Here is a 19,120-nt window from a genome sequence, read left to right as displayed (position 1 = left end):
CTTAGCGTTTTGACAAGCTATCTTCAATCACATCAATCATCTGGTCGCGGACTTCCTTGACTGGGATTTCTGTGATAACAGCTCCCAAGAACCCACGGATGACCAGACGCTCGGCTGTCGCGCGATCCAAACCACGACTCATGAGATAATACATATCCTCTGGGTCCACCTGACCGATAGAAGCTGCGTGACCGGCCGTGACTTCATTCTCATCAATGAGAAGGATTGGGTTAGCGTCGGAACGCGCCTTGTCAGACAGCATAAGGACGCGGCTTTCCTGCTGGGCATCCGCTCCCTTGGCACCACGAATAATGTGTCCAATGCCGTTAAAGGTAAGAGTACCACTTTCCAAAATAACCCCGTGTTGCAGGATATGACCGACCGAATTATTGCCGTAGTTAGTCACGCGGGTATCGACACCCTGAACCTGACGGCCAGCTGACAGGCCGACCACCTTGAGATTAGCATGGCTACCATTTCCCTTGAGGTCTGCATCCAAGTCAGCGACGACATTTCCTTTGTTAAGGAGACCAATGGCCCAGTCCACGCTGGCATCGTTGCCAATGGTCGCACGGCGAGTCAAATAGGTATCCAGGTGCTGCCCCAAGCGGTCAATGGCTGAGAACTTAATCTGGCTTCCTGCCTGGGCAATCACTTCGACCACAATGTTGGCAGAGGTTTTCACCGCGTCGTCGCCAAGGCTCTCAAATCGTTCTAAATAATTGAGCTTGGTGTTCTTGCCTGCGATAATCAGTACGCGCTTGTTAAAAGCCACGCCACTTGTCGCGTCTTGGTAGAAAATACCTTCGACAGGCTGGTCAATTTCAACGTTGTTAGGAACATAGAGAACCGCGGTTGCGTTGAAATATGCTGTGTTATAGGCGGCTAATTTGTGCTCGTCATAGGAGACAGCTGCTCCCAGATACTTCTCGATGACATCTGGAATGACATCCATAGCTGAAGTAAAGTCCGTAAAGACTACCCCTTTTTCGACTAGATCAGCTGGCAACTGTTCCAAAACAGTTTGGCTGCCAACCTGAACCAGCATAGGATTGTCACCGATAGCTGTAAAATCTGGAACTGCCCCGATTTCATCATTTGTAGCTAGGCTTCCGTCACCCAAATTCCAACGGTGAAATTTTACCCGCTCGATAACTGGCAAGTCCCGCTCTGCTATTTTGTCAAAAGCCTTAAGGCGCAGGTCTGTCAACCAAGTCGGTTCTGCCTGCAAGGCTGAAAATTCTTGTATCAATTCTTTGGTCATAGGTTCCTCCAAAGACTTAAATGTCATCTTCTTTGTAGTCGATGCCAAGCTCAGCAGCTACCTTAACATAGCCTTCTTTTTCCAAGCGTTGCGCCAATTCAGGGCCGCCTGAAAGCACGACACGACCTTCCATCATGACATGGACCACATCAGGCGTGATGTAGTTAAGCAGGCGTTGGTAGTGGGTGATAATCATGGCACCAAAACCTTCGCCACGCATAGCGTTGATGCCTTTTGATACGACCTTGAGGGCGTCAATGTCCAAACCTGAGTCAATCTCATCAAGAAGAGCAAAAGTTGGCTCCAACATGAGCAATTGCAGGATTTCGTTGCGTTTTTTCTCACCACCAGAGAAACCTTCGTTGAGGTAACGCTCAGCCATTTCCTCTTTCATATTGAGGAGTTCCATTTTCTCGTCCAACTTGGTGATAAAGTCGCGGACGTTGATTTTGTCCTCGTCTTCCTTGCCAGCATTCATAGCTGCACGGAGGAATTCTGCATTGGTAATACCCGGAATTTCAGATGGGTACTGCATAGCCAAGAAAAGACCCATACGAGCGCGCTCATCCACTTCCAATTCCAAGATATTGACACCGTCAAAGAGGACTTCCCCTTGCGTCACTTCGTAGCTTGGATTGCCCATGATGGCTGCTGAAAGGGTTGATTTACCGGTACCGTTTGGTCCCATGATGGCTGCAATTTCACCTGTTTTGAGGGTCAAATTGACACCCTTGAGGATTTCCTTGCCTTCAATTTCCACATGAAGGTCTTTGATTTCTAATACTGACATGGTATGCTCCTTTATTTTTCTGTCCTGTCCCTTATACATGCTGGGAAAAACTACCCAGGCAGCTCCCCCCTTGACGCACATAAAATCTCATTGTCTGGAAATTTTAATGAACAGTATCTATCATAGTATATCAAAAAAAGAGCCAATCGGCTCTTTCCATGTTTCTAGACTTAATCTTTCTTCTGATTTCTCCGAATAATTCGTTTTTCTTTCCAGTCAGCCACCCGTTCCTGTCGATAACCACTGTTGCCAATAAAGCGCAGAAGATTGAGGAGGGGCGTTCGATTTTCACCGAAAATACCGATGAGTTCACAAAAGAGAACCAGGCCGAATCCTGCAGATAAGATCAACAATACACCGCCGACACGACTGGACACATTGAACAAGAGGGAAATCAATGAGAACAGGAAGGAAATTCCATAGATAACCAAGACTGTTCCCCGATGGGTCAAGCCCAGGGACAGGAGGCGATGGTGGAGATGCATCCGGTCTGCTTCATAAATTTTCTTGCCCGACAGAATTCGACGAATAATGGCCACAACCGTATCTGTAATCGGTACTCCCAGAATAATCATGGGCGTCACAACAGCAACAGCAGTCGAATTTTTCAGACCTTGGAGGGACAAAACACCAATCATGAAGCCAATAAAGAGGGCTCCCGTATCACCAAGATAGATAATGGCCGGATTGTAATTATAGGGCAGGAACCCGACAATCGCAACAACCAAGACAAATAAGGTCAAGGTCAAATAAATCTCGCTCTCCACCAGGAAGAAATAGGAAACCAGGCCCATGGTGGTCAGCGAAATAATCGATACCCCTGAAACCAGCCCGTCCAAGCCGTCAATCAAATTAACCGCATTGGTAATGGCTACAATCCAGAGCATGGTGAGGAAAAAGGACAACCAGGTCGGAAACTCAATATAGGGGCCACCAAAAGGCAGTTTAAAGGCATCAAAATGGAAATCCGTGAAGAACCAAATGACTAGGGCCGCAGCTGTTATCCCAAGGAATTTGGGCAAAGGACTGAGCTCCTTGATATCATCCACCAAGCCTGTCACCACCACCATACCACTCGCCAGAACCAAGGGAAGAACGTAGTCAAAATAGGTTCCCTTATGGCTCACATAGGTAACGATTTGCGGTAGAAAGAAGAGAACCGCAGCCGAAAAGGTGATAAAAATAGCTAGGCCACCAGCCGTTGGCATGGGTACCTTATTAATTCTGCGGGCATTTGGATGGTCCACCGCCCCAATTTTAAAAGCCAGAAAACGGATCAGAGGCGTCAGAATGACCGAGGTAATCAAGGTTCCAATCAGGATGAGGACATATTTCAAAGCAAAAGGCATCATGCAAGACTTACCTTCTTCAATTCCTCAACAGCGGCTAGAGGCAACAAGACTTGGCCATGCTCCTGCAGAACAGGACGGGTCACGGTAGAGTCGTCCGTGTACTCCAACATTCTAGACAGGAGGTAATCTGGATAATCTGCGGAACGGTCACTCACATCCAAGAGGACAGTCATAAAGTAGTCATCGTTCATCTTGTAGAGCTCTGATTCTTCAAAATCCACATCGATGGCCTGGGCGAATTGAACCACTTCGTGCAAATGATCAAAGTGCAGAACGTAGTAGATATAGGGCTCTGCCTCTTCTTCAGCCTCTATATCTGCCAGACGCTGTACCGCATCCTTGTCATAGGCGCTCTTATCTTTCAGGTTTTTCTCCAAAGACTGAAGAAAATCCGCCGGCGTCATCTGACTGACCTCATCGAGATTATCAAAGTCAGCCAAGTCCTCAAAGTTGATGTGCTTATCAATCTCTGACTTGGTTACAAAAATATCGACCTTGTCAGGCTTGGGCGTTACGCGAAAACTGAGCATGCCACTTTCTCGAAAGGTCAGGGGCAACTCCAATTCATCTAAAACAGAATAAAAGAATTCCTCCGTCTTCTCATGGGGCATAAGAAAATCCGCAATCTCCATGCCTCTTTCTTCCAAATCATCTAATAGAATAGTGATTTTCAAGGTCGAATCACTAATTTGTTTTACTTTCATACTTACCTCATACATCTGCCTAGATTTTCCAACAAATAGGCCACATTCTCATACAAATCTCTCACCATTATACTAAATTGCCGTCGGAAAAACAAAAGAAAAGCAGGACAGCCTGCTTTTAGGAAATAAACTTCAAGAAAGAATAAACCAATAGAATGGCCCCCAGGATAATCCGATAGTAACCAAACACTGTAAAATCATGTTTCTTCACATAATCTGTCAGCATCCGAATGACAACGACAGAAACAAGATAGGCCGTTAACGATGCGACCAAGAGAATCAAGACCTGTTCAAAGTTGAGCGTATTGCCATCGATAAAATACTTGACCGCCTTAAGCCCGCTATAGCCAAACATGGTAGGAATAGCCAAGAAGAAGGTAAAGTCGGCCGCCACCGAACGACTGGTCCCAAGAATAATGGCCCCCAAAATCGTCGCCCCAGAACGGCTAGTCCCTGGAATAATGGCCAAAACCTGGAAGAGACCAATAAACAGAGCCGTCTTATAAGGCATGGACGCCAAGTCCGTCACTGTAGGCTGGACTCTCTTATTGCGCTCTTCAATCCAGATAAAGGCAATACCATAGACAATCAAGGCAATGGCGATGGGCACCATAAAGTTGAAGTGGGCCTCAAACCAGCTATCAAAGGGCAGGGCCACCAAGATGGATGGAATACAAGCAATGACAACCTTGGCCCATAGCTGCCAGGTTAACTGAATCTCACGCTTGCTTTTGCCAGGCTGAAAAGGATTAAGGCGATTGAAATAGATGGTCATAACAGCCAAAATCGCCCCCAACTGGATAACAATGTTGAACATCTCCACAAAGCTATTCGACTGGTTGAACTGAATAAATTCCTGGACCAAAATCAAATGACCAGTAGAGGAAACTGGCAACCATTCCGTAATTCCTTCAACAATGCCTAAGAAAATGGCTTTCAATAATTCGATAAACATAGGATACTCCTTTTAAGAACCTGCATTGACCAGCGAGCGATACCATAGGAAAGAGATAACTTGCTCACCAGGGACTTTTTTATAAAAGATACTTTTAATTCTTTAAAACCAATCATGCTCTAGATACTTTAGACATTATACCACGAAAGATGAGAGAAACAAAGAGCCAAATAAAGATACTTTTAATTCTTTAAAACCAATCATGCTCTAGATACTTTAGACATTATACCACGAAAGATGAGAGAAACAAAGAGCCAAATATAGTTTGATGCTATCGCTCAAAGAACATTTATACAATAATTGTGAATAAAAAAGCAATCGTATTGAAATTTTTCAGAATTTTTTATACAATGGTACAATACATTTTATAAGGAGATATTATGAAACATAAACTCAGTATTTTCCTGCTGACCATACTGGCTGTTTTTTCAGTCACTACAGGCGTTCGTGCAGATGAATACCTCCGTATCGGGATGGAAGCTGCCTATGCACCTTTCAACTGGACCCAGGAAGACGACAGTAATGGTGCTGCCCCTATCGAAGGGACCAACCAATACGCTAACGGATACGACGTGCAAATCGCCAAAAAAATTGCAGAATCCATGGACAAGGAACTCTTGGTGGTCAAAACCAAGTGGGAAGGTCTGGTTCCAGCATTGACTTCTGGTAAGATTGACATGATCATCGCCGGGATGAGCCCAACAGAAGAGCGCAAGAAAGAAATCGCCTTTTCTGACAGCTACTACACTTCCATTCCGACATTGGTAGTTCGTGCAGATAGTCAATATGCAACAGCCAGCAAACTGGCTGACTTTGCAGGTGCAAAAATCACTGCGCAACAAGGTGTCTACCTCTACGACCTGATTGACCAGATCGAAGGCGCAAACAAGCAGACAGCCATGGGGGATTTCTCGCAAATTCGTCAGGCCCTGGAGGCTGGTATTATTGATGCCTACGTGTCTGAGCGTCCGGAAGGCCGTACCGCTGAGGCTGCTAATAAGGCTTTCAAGATGGTCGAGCTTTCAGAAGGTTTTGAAACCAATGCCGAGGACGTGACCATTGCAGTCGGTATGCGTAAGGATGATGCACGACTTGCACAGGTCAACCAAGTCCTTGCGACCATTTCTGAAGACGACCAAGTTGCATTGATGGACAATATGATTGAAAATCAGCCGGTCGAAGAAGCAACCGACGCGCAACCAAGCTTCTTTACACAGGTCTGGAATATCATCGTCAACAACTGGCAACAACTCCTACGCGGAACTGGTATGACCCTCTTGATTTCCATCTTGGGTACCATCATCGGTACGCTAATTGGTCTTTTGATTGGTGTCTTCCGCACTGCTCCAAAAGCTGAAAACAAGGTCGCTGCTATGGGACAAAAAGTTCTCGGTTGGCTGATTAATATCTACATTGAGGTATTCCGTGGTACCCCAATGATTGTACAATCTATGGTTATCTACTACGGTACCGCCCAGGCCTTTGGGCTTAACCTAGACCGCACTCTGGCAGCTATTTTCATCGTTTCTATCAACACTGGTGCCTACATGAGTGAAATTGTCCGCGGTGGTATCTTCGCTGTTGACAAGGGGCAATTTGAAGCAGCAACTGCGCTTGGATTTACCCACAATCAAACCATGCGTAAGATTGTCTTGCCACAGGTTATCCGCAACATTCTTCCAGCAACTGGTAACGAATTTGTCATAAATATCAAGGATACATCTGTCCTCAACGTTATCTCTGTGGTTGAGCTTTATTTTTCAGGAAATACTGTCGCGACCCAGACTTACCAATATTTCCAAACCTTCACTGTGATTGCCATTATCTACTTCATCTTGACCTTCACTGTAACCCGCATCCTGCGTTCTGTCGAAAAACGTTTCGATATGGACAATTACACGACAGGTGCCAACCAAATGCAAATCGAGGAGGTTCCACATGTCTAATACCATCCTGGAAATCAAGAATCTGAAAAAATCCTACGGTCAAAACCAAGTCCTCAAGGACATTTCAGTAACCGTTGAAAAAGGCGAGGTTATCTCCATTATCGGCTCTTCCGGTTCTGGAAAATCAACCTTCCTCCGTTCTATCAACCTTTTGGAAACACCGACGGAAGGCACCATCCTCTACCACGGTCAAGACGTTTTGGCCAAGGGCTATGACCTGACCACCTACCGTGAGAAATTAGGCATGGTTTTCCAATCCTTTAATCTCTTCAACAACCTCAATGTTTTGGAAAATGCTATCGTGGCCCAAACGACCGTTCTCAAACGTGACCGCGCTGAAGCAGAGAAAATTGCCAAAGCCAACCTCAACAAGGTCGGCATGACCGAGCAATACTGGGCCGCTAAACCAAGCCAGCTCTCTGGTGGACAAAAGCAACGGGTAGCCATTGCACGCGCCCTATCAGTCGATCCAGAAGTTATTCTCTTCGACGAACCAACTTCTGCCCTTGACCCAGAAATGGTGGGTGAAGTTCTCAAAACCATGAAAGAATTGGCCGAGTCTGGCTTGACTATGGTCATCGTGACCCACGAAATGGAATTTGCCCGCGACGTTTCAGACCGTGTCATCTTCATGGACAAGGGCGTCATCGCCGAAGAAGGCACACCTCAACAAATCTTCGAAAATCCAAAAGAAGAACGAACCAAAGAATTCTTAAAACGTTTCCTCGGTTAAGCCTTGATACCAGCTCTAGCTGGTATTTTTTTGGGCTCCAATACACTTCAAAGCAAACCTGGCCCCTGTTACCACAGTATGAAGCCTGGGAGTCACTGCCTTCAGGACACATCTTGTTGGCCCCCTTTTTCCATCCTACTCTATTCCCCCGATTGCGGTGTTATACTCAACTAAAATCAAAAAGAAAAGGCGCTAGGACTGAGGCAACAGTTCTAGCGCCTAAACTTTAAAAATTTCAATTACAGTATAGTACAGGTAGTGATTTTTTGCACTTTTTTACTGTTTTCCAAATAGAAAAGAGAGGCATAGACCTCTCTTTCTTGTTTTTCTAGGTAAGTTTACCTAGATTAGTTTTCAAATTTTTTGTGGTTTTTGTCGTAAAAATCAATCAAGCCCAAAGCTGTCGCGAATGAGATGTTGTCGATTTTTGCACGTCCTTGTGCAAGAGCGATAACTGACATTTCACGAGCGTTGGTCTCTTTACTGATACGGTAACCAGTGATTTTCTTTTCACGTACCCAGTTTACAACTGCGGCAACTTTTTCGTAACTAGTCATGAGAAACCCCTTTCCTTTTTATTCGTGCAATTAAGTATAATACAGCTATGCTCATTTTGTCAAGTAAAGTATTCGGTTTTTACCAATTATTTGACAGAAAGAGCTGACAATATTTGAGTGCGAATGTCTTCAACACCCTCCGGATTGCCCGGTAAGAAGATTGTATTATTACCTCCTTGTGCAAAATTATTTAAGGTATCCAAGTATTGGTTGGTCAACAAGATAGACATAATCTGCTCTTCTGACATGCTGACGTTGGAATCTTTCAATTCACGGATAGAATCTGCCAAACCGTCAACAATAGCCTTACGCTGTTGGGCAATACCCACACCGTGCAGGCGGTCTTTTTCAGCTTCTGCCTCTGCAGCAGTGACAATTTTTATCTTGTCTGCCTCTGCCAATTCTTGGGCCGCAACCCGTTTCCGCTGGGCTGCGTTGATTTCGTTCATGGATTGCTTAACCTCTGCATCTGGCTCAACCTTGGTAATCAGGGTCTTGACAATGACGTAGCCGTAGGTGGACATCTCTTCTGCCACCTGCTTCTGCACTTCCAGGGCGATCTCATCTTTTTTCTCAAACAATTCATCCAGAGTCAATTTAGGCACAGATGAGCGCAGGGCATCCTCAATATAGGACTTGATTTGAGCCTCTGGGTGCATGAGCTTGTAGTAGGCATCTGTGACGTTATTTTCATTGACCCGGTATTGGGTCGCCACATTCATGGTCACAAATACGTTATCCTGGGTCTTTGTCTCAACCACGATTTCACTTTGCAACATCCGAAGCTGAATACGAGCTGCAATGACATCCACACCGAAAGGAATTTTAAAGTTAATCCCTGAGGTAGACGTTTTTTGGTACTTACCAAACCGCTCGACAATAGCCACCGTCTGCTGCTTGACCACATAGAGGCCAGAAATAATCAAAATCAAGGCCAGAAGCAGGACGAATAAGAGAGTAAACATAAACAATATAGGTGCCATAATAACCTCCTAAGCTAACATCTTACACCAACATTTTATAGAGTGAGTCATTTTCGTGCAAATTGATATATTGTGGGTCAAAATCTTCCAAGCGCTGAATAAAGTCCGCATAGTCATTCTTATCGCCCAAAGCAATCCCGATGAGAACTGGACCTGTTCCCTTATTGGCCCGCTTGATATACTCAAACCGTGTAATGTCATCATTCGGTCCGAGAATATGGTTTACAAATTCGCGCAGGGCACCCGGCCGTTGGGGGAAATTGACGACGAAATAATGCTTGATTCCCTCGTAAATCAGAGCTCGCTCTTCCATTTCTGGCATGCGGTTGATGTCATTGTTACCACCTGAAATGATACAACAGATGGTCTGCCCCTTGATTTGGTCCTTGACAACCTCAAGTGCAGCAATAGTCGCAGCACCAGCCGGTTCAGCGACAATTCCCAATTTAGAATAAAGGTCCAAAATGGTTTCTGAAATCCAACCTTCATCAACACCAATCAGCTTGTCTACATGTTTACGAGCAACTTCGTAGGTGCTTGCACCGACTTTTTGAACAGCAATTCCGTCCGCAAACTTGTCAATTTCAGCCAGCTTAACAGGTCTTCCCTTATCAAAAGCAGCCTTCATCGAACGTGCTCCGCTAGCCTCAACACCTACAATCTTGATGCCTGGTGCCTGTTCCTTCAAATAAGCCGAAACACCTGCAATCAGACCACCACCACCAACGGGAACCAAAATCTGATCAAAATCAATCGATTGTTCCTGGGCCTCGTCCAAGATTTCGTAGGCAACAGTCCCCTGACCTGCCTGAACATTATCATCATCAAAGGGATCGATGAAGGTTTTTCCACTTTCCTGGGTATAGTCTTGAGCAGCCTGAGCCGATTCATCAAAAGTATCACCCACCAAGCGAATGTCCACAAATTCCCCACCAAAGAACTTGACCTGACCGATCTTCTGCTGCGGCGTTGTAATGGGCATGAAAATTGTAGCAGGAATCTGCATTTCCTGGCAGGTATAGGCTACTCCCTGGGCATGGTTGCCCGCTGAAGCACAGACAACCCCTCGCTCTTTTTCCGCATCCGTCAATTGGGAAATAGCGTAATAAGCCCCTCGAATCTTGAAGGAACGGACCCGCTGCTCGTTTTCCCGTTTGATATAAATATCGGCTCCATAACGCTCTGACAGGTAACGATTATAATCTAGCGGTGTCTTAACCACCACATTTTTGAGAACAGAATAGGCCTGCTCAATGTTCTTTGCTGAAATCATATTGCACTTATTTCTTTCTATTATAAATATTGTACCAAAAATCCTGAAATAAACATAGGATTTATAATCAAAATTCACAAATATTTTTTATTTTCTCAGAATGGTCAAAAGAGCTGGCAAGCCAGCTCTTTACTATTCTTTGACCAGAACCCCGAGACTTCTAATTCAAGTAGAGCTACCTAACTCTACGATTTCGAGATTGGACTTCAACAGTTTGGGGAGCTGTTGAAGGTTGGATATAGAGTTTGTCGGTAGACAAACTTCCCCTGGCCTTGCTTTCGTATTTCTGGGCAAGGGCTAGAATAGCCTATCCGTAGGCTGCCTCGCTCTCTTGTTGTCAAACTCGGGTTAAAATAGTCCACCTCAACTACCTTGCTTTCGTATTTCTGGGTAAGGGCTAGAATAGCCTATCCGTAGGCTAACCTCGCTCTCTTGTTGTCAAGCGAGGGCGTATGGTCGCTCTCACATTTCTAGGCGACCAGCTGAAAGAGTCTATCCCCAGACTCTTTCACTCCCCCGGACTTACCTCGCTTTCTCGTTTTTGGGCGAGGGCTAAAACAGTCCACTGGACTTACCTCGCTTTCTCGTTTTTAGGCGAGGGCTAAAACAGTCCACTGGACTGTTTTAGTTATAAATCTTAAAGGCATCGTCGTCGTTGCGGCCTACGAATGGCATTGCTTTGCGGAGTTCTGCACCGACTTTTTCGATTTCAAGGTTTTCAGCTTCTTTACGGAAGGCTTCCATTTGTGGGCGACCAGCCTTGTAGTCGTTGACAAAGTCGTTGGCGAATTTTCCAGACTGGATGTCTGCCAATACAGCTTTCATGTTTTCTTTAACTTGGTCAGTAATCACGCGTGGACCTGATACGTAGTCACCGTATTCAGCAGTGTTTGAGATAGACTGACGCATTTTCTTGAAACCACCCTCGTAAACAAGGTCAACGATGAGTTTCATTTCGTGCAATACTTCAAAGTAAGCCAATTCTGGTGCATAGCCAGCTTCAGTCAAGACTTCAAAACCAGCTTGCATCAGAGCTGTCAAACCACCACAGAGAACGGCTTGCTCACCAAATAAATCTTCTTCTGTTTCTTCCTTGAAGGTTGTTTCCAAGAGACCTACGCGGGCTGAGCCAACACCTTTTGCCCAGTCCATAGCGATGTGCTTGGCATTGCCAGTAGCGTCTTGATAGACAGCGTAAAGAGCTGGCACACCGAAACCTTCTTCAAAGGTACGGCGAACCAAGTGACCTGGTCCTTTCGGCGCACACATGAAGACATCCACATCTGCTGGTACCTTGATAAATTCAAAGTGAACGTTGAAACCATGAGCGAAACCAAGGGCATTTCCTGCTTCCAAGTTTGGAGCGATTTCGTCATTGTAAAGGTCAGCCTGGATTTCATCTGGAGCCAAAATCATGATAACATCAGCTTGCTTAGCAGCCTCTGCTACTTCAAAGGTCTCAAAGCCATCTTCTTTTGCCTTATCAAAAGATTTACCAGCACGCACGCCGATGATAACATCGTGTCCTGTGTCACGCAAGTTTTGGGCATGGGCATGGCCCTGTGAACCATAACCGATAACGGCGATACGTTTGCCGTCAAGTGCTGGAACTGTTACATCTTTTTCATATTGCATTGCTACTGCCATTTGTTAATCTCTTTTCTATTTTTTTACTTATAAATTCGGATGTTCAAAGAAAATGAACATTCTGTAATTTTGTCTATCATGTGCATCCCTAGTTGCTCAACTTTCTTTTAATTCTAGGCAGTGAGGCGAAGGCTATACTGAGGTATGCCAAGCTGAGGTATGCCAAGCCGAGCTAACGACGAAGCAAAAGACAAGTGAGTGACTAGGTTAGTCACGACTGAAACCAGTTGCCCCTGTCCTAGCAATGTTCTTAATGCCATAAGGCTGAATCACACGCAGGAGGGCGTCAATCTTGTCTCCGTCACCAGTCATCTGAATGGTAATGGAGTGAGGTGCCACATCGACAACGCTGGCACGGAAGGGTTGGATAATGGCTAAAATTTCTGCCCGCTTAGCTGGCGGAGCAACGATTTTAATCAGAATCACTTCCCGTTCCAAGTGCGGAATGTCTGTCAAATCGCGGACACGGACCACATCAATCAAGCGATTGAGTTGCTTGATAATTTGTTCCACTTCGTCCATGGTCGCAACATCAACGATGACCGTTACCCGAGAAATACCTGCAACTTCGGTCGGGCCGACTGAAATGGATTCAATATTGATTTGGCGCCGGGATAGGACACCTGTAAAGCGGTTGAGGACACCTGAAGAATTTCGTAATTTTGCTGTTAACATTCTACGCATTGAACTTCACCCCCAACATTTCCGCATTGCTCTTGCCGGCTGGTACCATTGGCACCACATGTTCGGCCTTGGAGATATGGACCTCAATCAGCATTGGTTTGTTTTCCAAGATGACCTTCATATCTTCTGCCAAGGTCGCCGGATTGTCAAAACTGTAATGGCTGATACCATAGGCTTCCGCTAGGAGCTGGAAGTTTGGCTCTGCATCAAATACTGACTGACTGCGACGTTCTTCATAGAAGGATTCTTGCCACTGACGAACCATACCCAGGGAATGGTTATTAATCAAGACAACCTTGATGGGCACACCATAGCCATTGAGGATAGCCAATTCCTGGTTGGTCATCTGGAAACCACCGTCACCGACAAAGACTACAACTTCCTTGTCTGGATTGGCTAGTTTAGCGCCGATTGCTGCTGGAATTCCGAATCCCATAGTCCCCATGCCGCCCGAAGTAATCAGCTGGCGCTGGTGCTTGTAAGGATAGAATTGAGCCGCCCACATCTGGTGTTGTCCCACATCTGTCACGATGATAGCATCGCCATTTGTCAATTGACCAATCAGCTCGATAGCTGCTTGTGGCTTGATAAAGTTGGCATCTTCCTCATACCAGAAAGGTGCTCGACGCTTGTTGTCCAATACCTGCTCCGTCCAGTCAGCATAGTCTGTCTCAACGGTTTCGCATTTCAACAGGGCTTGTAAGGTCGCTTTGGCATCTCCGACTACTGGAATTGCCGTCTTCATGACCTTGCCAATCTCTGCTGGGTCAATGTCCACGTGCGCAATAGTCGCATTAGGCGCATAGGTTGTCGGATTTCCCGTCAGGCGATCATCAAAGCGGGCACCGATGTTGATAATATAATCTGCATCATTCATGGCCATATTGGCTGAGTAAGTTCCGTGCATGCCACCCATCGCTAGGGCTAATTCGTGTTCAATCGGCATGGCTCCTAACCCAAGCAGGGTTGAAACAACAGGCAAGCGGTATTTCTCTGCAAAAGCAATCAATTCTTCCTGGGCTTCTGCATAGTTGACCCCACCACCAGCCAAAATCACTGGCTTTTTGGCCCGACTGAGCTGCTGGAGAATTTTCTTAACCTGCAAGCCATTTGGCTCTACCGTTGGTTGGTAGCTTGGCAAATGAACCATCGGATCGTGATAGGCTTCAACAATTCTTTCCTGGATATCCTTTGGCACATCGATGACTACTGGACCTGGACGGCCTGTGGTCGCAATATGATAGGCTTCTGTAATCACTCGAGGAATATCTGCTGTATCCCGAATCTGGTAATTGTATTTGGTGATTGGCATGGTCATACCAATGACATCGGCCTCCTGGAAGGCATCCTTACCGATACCGCGCGTCGCAACCTGTCCTGTGAAAACCAGAAGAGGCACGCTGTCGCCCATGGCATCCGCTATCCCTGTAATGGCATTAGTTGCCCCTGGTCCAGATGTGACGATGGCTACGCCCACCTTTCCTGATGATTTGGCATAACCTTCCGCCTCGTGGACCGCTCCTTGTTCGTGACGAGCCAAGACGTGCTGAATCCCCTCGTATTGATAGATAGCATCATATAAGGGGAGGACTGCCCCACCTGGATAGCCAAAGACCAGGTCCACACCCAATTGATGCAAGCTATCTAAGATTAAATAGGAACCTGAACGCGGTTGATCTAATTGGATTTCTTGCACATGTATTCCTCCTCTCTGCAATGTTGTATCTACTATCATAACACATGGAACTTAAATGTCAAGGAATATTCTGAAAATTCCTACATTTGTTCGTTTTCCTTATTTCAAGCCGAAATCTTAAACCAAACTTAAGTCAAATCAAGATGTAGGCTATTTTCAGATTTCTTTCAGAAAACTCCTCTATAGTGGGTGTATAGCAAAAAACGAAACGAGGTATTCCCATGTATTATGTCATCATCCCCGCCTATCAGCCAGATCAGAAATTACTGGAGCTATTGAACGCTTTAAAGCATCGGCTCAATTGCAAGATTATTGTAGTTAACGACGGAAGCACTGAAGCTTCGAAAGCCATCATCGAGCAAGCTAGTTCTTACGCAACCGTTCTTCACCACGAGCGTAATTTAGGAAAAGGCCAGGCCTTGAAAACTGCTTTTCAATATATTCAAGAACGTGACTCCAATTCTGTCATCGTAACAGCTGATGCGGACGGCCAGCACTCCGTCAACGATATGGATAGAGTGGCGCGGGCTGCTATGAATTTGCCCAATCACTTGGTTCTGGGAGTCCGTCAATTTAGCAATGATGTGCCTTTCCGCAGTCGTTTTGGTAATAAGCTAACCCGTCTACTCTTCCGCCTTCAAACTGGTGTCAAGGTTAGCGATACCCAGACTGGTCTACGTGCCTTTCATTCCAAGCTCCTGCCCTTTATGCTGAAAATCGAAGGCCAACGTTATGAGTACGAAATGAATATGCTGACTCAAGCTAGCCAAGAGTTCCCCATTACCGAGGTTCCCATTCAGACCATCTATATAGATGATAATGCTAGCTCGCATTTCCGACCTATCAAGGATGGCTTACTCATCTACAAAAACCTCTTCAAATTTGCCCTGTCCTCACTTGGCGGCTTTCTGGTAGACTACGGTGCCTATGCCCTGCTTATCGCAAGTTTGACTGCTCTGCCCTCGGGTATTCATATCCTCATTGCTAATGGCTTGGCTCGTCTTACCAGCTCTCTGTCCAATTATTACCTCAATAAAAAGTTGGTCTTTCAAAGCGAGCAGAGCGTCCAAACTACTGGCCTCGGTTATTTGACCCTAGCTTTAGCCCTCTTCATCTGCGACACCTCTCTGATTTATATTTTCCACCAACTGTTTGGCTTGAATCTTTATTTGGTGAAAATCACAGTTGGCCTCTCCCTCTTTTTCTTCTCTTGGTATATTCAAAAACATATTATTTTCAATGAAAGGAAGGCACTTGCCCATGAAATTGCTTAAAAAACCCTTCATATACGCATCACTATTCGGTACATTACTCACTGGTGGTTTCACCTACTCCATGCTCAAAACCTTTGTCCTCTCTGAAGCTATTACAACCGTAGAATCCGCAACGACAACCGCTGCAGCGACGACAAATTCCAGTACAGTAGCAAGTAGCACCGCTGCAACAACCGCAACCAATGTGACAACAACTGATACCTCTTACGCTGATGACAATATCCAAATCACACTCGAAACCATTACAACCAACAACACGACTGTCTATGTAGCGGATATCCAAGTCAGCTCACCTGAGTACTTGAAAACAGCCTTAGCTCAAAATACTTATGGTACCAACGTCACAGCCAAAACATCTGAAACCGCTGCAGCCAACAATGCCATCTTGGCGGTCAACGGCGACTACTACGGTGCCAACTCAACAGGTTACGTCATCAAGAATGGTGTCCTCTACCGTGATACCGTCCGTGACAATGCTTCTTATGGTGACTTGGCAATTTATGCTGACGGCTCATTTGAAATTATCTATGAAAATGAAATAACAGCTCAAGAGTTAATTGACAATGGCGTTGTCAACTTGCTCGCCTTCGGGCCAACCTTGGTAGAAAATGGTGAAATCGTGGTGGATACATCAACAGAAGTTGGACGGGCCATGTCTTCCAACCCTCGTTCAGCCATTGGTATCATCGATGAAAACCACTATATCATCGTTGTGGCAGACGGTCGTACTTCTGAAAGTGAAGGTCTATCCCTCTATCAACTGGCAGAAGTTATGAAACAATACGGAGCAACAACTGCCTACAACCTAGACGGCGGTGGTTCATCAACCCTCTACTTCAACGGTCAAGTGATTAACAACCCAACAACAAACGGAAATACTATCTCAGAAAGGGCGGTGAGCGACATTGTCTACATCGGCTACTAATTCAAACAGTAAGCGTGCTATTCGCACCTTCATGACCTATTTAGCACTAACATCCTTCCTCTTCATCTTCAGTCGGGTCTATGAAAGCCTCAGTTATGGAGAAACAGCTTTCCATATGCACTATCTGTTCTGCGTAACCCTAATCGGTGGAAGTCTTCTACTTGGCTTGATGACCATCCATCGCACACTCTCTCGCCTGACCTATAATCTCTGGAATTCAGGTGTTGCAACCATTACAGCAGGTTTTCTCCTCCGTGGTATCATCAACCTGTCCGGACGGTCTACAACCCTGGATCAACCTTACTGGTATGTCGGGGCTGGCTTCCTGACTCTAGCTGCAATCAGTCTCTTCATCAAGCAGGCCAAAACCGCTGCTCCAACAATATAATTTCAATATAGTGAAGCAGTTCCCCGCTAATATATGGGAGCTGTTTCCTTTTGTTTTCAAAAAATTCAGAAATTTCCCATTATTTGTCAAATCCTTTTTCATATCCCTCATAACTATGGTATAATAAGGAAACCAATCACCAGAAAGATAGGGAGAAGAGAAATGACAGATAAAGATACACTTAAAACCCTTCGTCACCGTAGCTCAGTCTACGATTCAATGGTCAAATCACCCAACCGTGCCATGTTGCGCGCGACAGGCATGACCGATGATAGTTTTGAAAAGCCGATTGTCGGTGTGATTTCGACCTGGGCTGAAAATACGCCTTGTAATATTCACTTGCATGATTTTGGAAAATTAGCCAAAGAAGGGGTCAAAGATGCTGGCGCTTGGCCAGTTCAATTCGGTACCATCACCGTTGCAGACGGAATCGCCATGGGAACTCCGGGCATGCGTTTCTCACTGACTTCACGCGACATTATCGCTGACTCTATTGAGGCAGCTATGGGAGGGCACAACGTCGATGCCTTTGTAGCAATCGGAGGCTGTGACAAGAACATGCCTGGTTCCATGATTGCCATTGCCAATATGGATATCCCTGCTGTCTTTGCCTACGGTGGTACCATTGCTCCAGGAAATCTGGACGGCAAGGACATCGACCTGGTTTCAGTGTTTGAAGGAATCGGAAAATGGAACAACGGCGATATGACCGAAGAAGATGTCCGTCGCTTGGAGTGTAATGCCTGCCCTGGACCTGGTGGATGTGGTGGTATGTACACAGCCAATACCATGGCCTCTGCCATTGAAGTCTTGGGGATGTCTATTCCTGGCTCTTCTTCTCACCCTGCTGAATCTCCTGAGAAGAAGGCTGACATTGAAGAAGCTGGTCGTGCTGTTGTCCGCATGTTAGAACTGGGCATCAAGCCGTCTGACATAATGACTCGCGAAGCCTTTGAAGATGCTATCACTGTTACCATGGCACTCGGTGGCTCCACCAACGCTACTCTTCACTTGCTAGCCATTGCTCACGCTGCAAACGTTGACTTGACCTTGGAAGATTTCAATGATTTCCAAGAGAAAGTACCTCACTTGGCTGACCTCAAGCCTTCTGGTAAGTATGTTTTCCAAGACCTCTACAATGTCGGTGGTGTACCAGCAGTTATGAAATACTTGCTAAAAAATGGTTTCCTGCATGGCGACCGTATCACTTGTACTGGTAAAACCATCGCAGAAAACTTGGAAGATTTCGCTGATTTGACACCAGGTCAAGATGTCATCATGCCACTTGAAAATCCAAAACGTGCCGACGGTCCGTTGATTATCCTCAAGGGTAATTTGGCTCCTGAAGGTGCCGTTGCCAAGGTTTCTGGTGTGAAAGTCCGCAACCATACAGGTCCAGCCAAGGTCTTTGATTCTGAAGAAGAAGCTATCGAAGCAGTCTTGACTGACGAAATTGTAGATGGCGATGTAGTCGTTGTCCGCTATGTTGGACCAAAAGGCGGTCCTGGTATGCCTGAAATGCTGTCACTTTCTTCTATGATTGTCGGCAAGGGCCAAGGTGACAAGGTAGCCCTTCTAACAGACGGTCGTTTCTCTGGTGGTACCTATGGATTGGTTGTGGGACACATCGCACCTGAAGCTCAGGATGGTGGTCCAATTGCCTACCTACGTACAGGCGATTTGGTAACGGTGGACCAAGATACCAAAGAAATCACCATGCACGTTTCTGACCAAGAAATCGAAGAACGCAAGAAAACAACTGTTATTCCACCTCTCTACAGCCGCGGTGTGCTCGGAAAATATGCCCATACCGTATCGTCCGCATCCAAAGGCGCTGTCACAGATTTCTGGAATGTCGACCGTTCAGGAAAATAACCTATTTACTCCATTTTTCCCTATCCTCGTGATGGGGGATTTTTTTCGCCCAAAATTGAATTTTAAGCTTTCTT

General features: G+C 45.8%; 17 protein-coding genes. 6 read left to right on the top strand and 11 right to left on the bottom strand.

The window, feature by feature from the left end:
• Position 1 precedes the first annotated feature (1 nt).
• The 5 genes from sufD to ACHBHN_RS03070 form a co-directional block, all read right to left on the bottom strand.
• The gene (gene sufD, locus ACHBHN_RS03090) at positions 2-1,264 is read right to left on the bottom strand and encodes a Fe-S cluster assembly protein SufD (protein WP_172022409.1); all 1,263 of its coding nucleotides are present in this window, start codon (positions 1,262-1,264) and stop codon (positions 2-4) included.
• A gap of 16 nt (positions 1,265-1,280) precedes the next feature.
• Complete coding sequence (gene sufC / locus ACHBHN_RS03085; protein WP_105111544.1) at positions 1,281-2,054, bottom strand: Fe-S cluster assembly ATPase SufC; 774 nt, start codon at positions 2,052-2,054, stop codon at positions 1,281-1,283.
• Positions 2,055-2,224: 170 nt separating this feature from the next.
• On the bottom strand, positions 2,225-3,406 hold the full coding sequence (locus ACHBHN_RS03080; RefSeq protein ID WP_172022404.1) for an undecaprenyl/decaprenyl-phosphate alpha-N-acetylglucosaminyl 1-phosphate transferase: 1,182 nt from the start codon (positions 3,404-3,406) through the stop codon (positions 2,225-2,227).
• A complete protein-coding gene (mecA, locus tag ACHBHN_RS03075) occupies positions 3,403-4,110 on the bottom strand; it encodes an adaptor protein MecA (protein ID WP_105111542.1) in 708 nt (235 codons plus the stop codon). The genes ACHBHN_RS03080 and mecA overlap by 4 nt, the downstream gene beginning before the upstream one ends.
• A 118-nt stretch (positions 4,111-4,228) precedes the next feature.
• Positions 4,229-5,065: an undecaprenyl-diphosphate phosphatase gene (locus tag ACHBHN_RS03070; protein ID WP_172009868.1), complete on the bottom strand. Its 837-nt coding sequence runs from the start codon at positions 5,063-5,065 to the stop codon at positions 4,229-4,231.
• Positions 5,066-5,445: 380 nt separating this feature from the next.
• Here ACHBHN_RS03070 and ACHBHN_RS03065 point away from each other — a divergent pair, with 380 nt between their 5' ends.
• On the top strand, positions 5,446-7,011 hold the full coding sequence (locus ACHBHN_RS03065; protein WP_105160840.1) for an ABC transporter substrate-binding protein/permease: 1,566 nt from the start codon (positions 5,446-5,448) through the stop codon (positions 7,009-7,011).
• Positions 7,004-7,744, top strand: a complete 741-nt coding sequence (locus ACHBHN_RS03060) for an amino acid ABC transporter ATP-binding protein (protein ID WP_105111539.1) — start codon at positions 7,004-7,006, stop codon at positions 7,742-7,744. The genes ACHBHN_RS03065 and ACHBHN_RS03060 overlap by 8 nt, the downstream gene beginning before the upstream one ends.
• 347 nt (positions 7,745-8,091) lie before the next feature.
• On the opposite strand, the gene ACHBHN_RS03055 is transcribed toward ACHBHN_RS03060, so the two are convergent.
• The 6 genes from ACHBHN_RS03055 to ACHBHN_RS03030 form a co-directional block, all read right to left on the bottom strand.
• Complete coding sequence (locus ACHBHN_RS03055; RefSeq protein ID WP_024391394.1) at positions 8,092-8,301, bottom strand: hypothetical protein; 210 nt, start codon at positions 8,299-8,301, stop codon at positions 8,092-8,094.
• Positions 8,302-8,387: 86 nt separating this feature from the next.
• Entirely contained in the window at positions 8,388-9,266 is an 879-nt protein-coding gene (locus tag ACHBHN_RS03050; protein WP_394719450.1) for an SPFH domain-containing protein, read from the bottom strand.
• Between the two features lie 40 nt (positions 9,267-9,306).
• Positions 9,307-10,557, bottom strand: a complete 1,251-nt coding sequence (gene ilvA, locus ACHBHN_RS03045) for a threonine ammonia-lyase IlvA (protein ID WP_105111537.1) — start codon at positions 10,555-10,557, stop codon at positions 9,307-9,309.
• Between the two features lie 624 nt (positions 10,558-11,181).
• Positions 11,182-12,204 (bottom strand): ketol-acid reductoisomerase, encoded by a 1,023-nt coding sequence (gene ilvC, locus ACHBHN_RS03040; RefSeq protein WP_394733600.1) that lies wholly within the window; start codon positions 12,202-12,204, stop codon positions 11,182-11,184.
• A gap of 207 nt (positions 12,205-12,411) precedes the next feature.
• Positions 12,412-12,888: an acetolactate synthase small subunit gene (gene ilvN / locus ACHBHN_RS03035; RefSeq protein WP_105111535.1), complete on the bottom strand. Its 477-nt coding sequence runs from the start codon at positions 12,886-12,888 to the stop codon at positions 12,412-12,414.
• Positions 12,881-14,623: an acetolactate synthase large subunit gene (locus tag ACHBHN_RS03030; protein WP_394733278.1), complete on the bottom strand. Its 1,743-nt coding sequence runs from the start codon at positions 14,621-14,623 to the stop codon at positions 12,881-12,883. Before ACHBHN_RS03030 ends, ilvN begins: the two co-directional genes overlap by 8 nt.
• Before the next feature lie 182 nt (positions 14,624-14,805).
• On the opposite strand from ACHBHN_RS03030, the gene ACHBHN_RS03025 reads away from it, so the two are divergent.
• The 4 genes from ACHBHN_RS03025 (at position 14,806) to ilvD (ending at position 19,046) form a co-directional block, all read left to right on the top strand.
• Positions 14,806-15,858, top strand: coding sequence for a glycosyltransferase (locus ACHBHN_RS03025; protein ID WP_394733599.1), 1,053 nt, complete (start codon positions 14,806-14,808; stop codon positions 15,856-15,858).
• On the top strand, positions 15,845-16,783 hold the full coding sequence (locus ACHBHN_RS03020) for a phosphodiester glycosidase family protein (RefSeq protein WP_394733598.1): 939 nt from the start codon (positions 15,845-15,847) through the stop codon (positions 16,781-16,783). The genes ACHBHN_RS03025 and ACHBHN_RS03020 overlap by 14 nt, the downstream gene beginning before the upstream one ends.
• Positions 16,784-16,814: 31 nt before the next feature.
• Positions 16,815-17,171 (top strand): hypothetical protein, encoded by a 357-nt coding sequence (locus ACHBHN_RS03015; protein ID WP_105122979.1) that lies wholly within the window; start codon positions 16,815-16,817, stop codon positions 17,169-17,171.
• 162 nt (positions 17,172-17,333) lie between these two features.
• Positions 17,334-19,046, top strand: coding sequence for a dihydroxy-acid dehydratase (gene ilvD / locus ACHBHN_RS03010; protein ID WP_105122905.1), 1,713 nt, complete (start codon positions 17,334-17,336; stop codon positions 19,044-19,046).
• The last annotated feature ends 74 nt before the right edge of the window (positions 19,047-19,120 follow it).

Origin of the sequence: Streptococcus sp. A22, assembly GCF_043674215.1 — a bacterium.
Classification (GTDB): Bacteria; Bacillota; Bacilli; order Lactobacillales; family Streptococcaceae; genus Streptococcus; species Streptococcus suis_V.
Note: the sequence above shows the minus strand (reverse complement) of the source record. Positions and strands in the feature narration are given on the sequence as shown.

Bases quoted from the DNA above. Each gene is read 5' to 3' on its own strand.
- ACHBHN_RS03025 (WP_394733599.1), top strand. From the start codon at position 14,806: ATGTATTATGTCATCATCCCCGCCTATCAGCCAGATCAGAAATTACTG.
- ACHBHN_RS03055 (WP_024391394.1), bottom strand. From the start codon at position 8,301: ATGACTAGTTACGAAAAAGTTGCCGCAGTTGTAAACTGGGTACGTGAA.
- sufC (WP_105111544.1), bottom strand. From the start codon at position 2,054: ATGTCAGTATTAGAAATCAAAGACCTTCATGTGGAAATTGAAGGCAAG.
- ACHBHN_RS03030 (WP_394733278.1), bottom strand. From the start codon at position 14,623: ATGATAGTAGATACAACATTGCAGAGAGGAGGAATACATGTGCAAGAA.
- ACHBHN_RS03065 (WP_105160840.1), top strand. From the start codon at position 5,446: ATGAAACATAAACTCAGTATTTTCCTGCTGACCATACTGGCTGTTTTT.
- ACHBHN_RS03080 (WP_172022404.1), bottom strand. From the start codon at position 3,406: ATGATGCCTTTTGCTTTGAAATATGTCCTCATCCTGATTGGAACCTTG.
- sufD (WP_172022409.1), bottom strand. From the start codon at position 1,264: ATGACCAAAGAATTGATACAAGAATTTTCAGCCTTGCAGGCAGAACCG.
- ilvD (WP_105122905.1), top strand. From the start codon at position 17,334: ATGACAGATAAAGATACACTTAAAACCCTTCGTCACCGTAGCTCAGTC.
- ACHBHN_RS03015 (WP_105122979.1), top strand. From the start codon at position 16,815: ATGACCTATTTAGCACTAACATCCTTCCTCTTCATCTTCAGTCGGGTC.
- ACHBHN_RS03020 (WP_394733598.1), top strand. From the start codon at position 15,845: ATGAAATTGCTTAAAAAACCCTTCATATACGCATCACTATTCGGTACA.
- ilvC (WP_394733600.1), bottom strand. From the start codon at position 12,204: ATGGCAGTAGCAATGCAATATGAAAAAGATGTAACAGTTCCAGCACTT.
- ACHBHN_RS03050 (WP_394719450.1), bottom strand. From the start codon at position 9,266: ATGTTTACTCTCTTATTCGTCCTGCTTCTGGCCTTGATTTTGATTATT.
- ilvN (WP_105111535.1), bottom strand. From the start codon at position 12,888: ATGCGTAGAATGTTAACAGCAAAATTACGAAATTCTTCAGGTGTCCTC.
- mecA (WP_105111542.1), bottom strand. From the start codon at position 4,110: ATGAAAGTAAAACAAATTAGTGATTCGACCTTGAAAATCACTATTCTA.
- ACHBHN_RS03070 (WP_172009868.1), bottom strand. From the start codon at position 5,065: ATGTTTATCGAATTATTGAAAGCCATTTTCTTAGGCATTGTTGAAGGA.
- ilvA (WP_105111537.1), bottom strand. From the start codon at position 10,557: ATGATTTCAGCAAAGAACATTGAGCAGGCCTATTCTGTTCTCAAAAAT.
- ACHBHN_RS03060 (WP_105111539.1), top strand. From the start codon at position 7,004: ATGTCTAATACCATCCTGGAAATCAAGAATCTGAAAAAATCCTACGGT.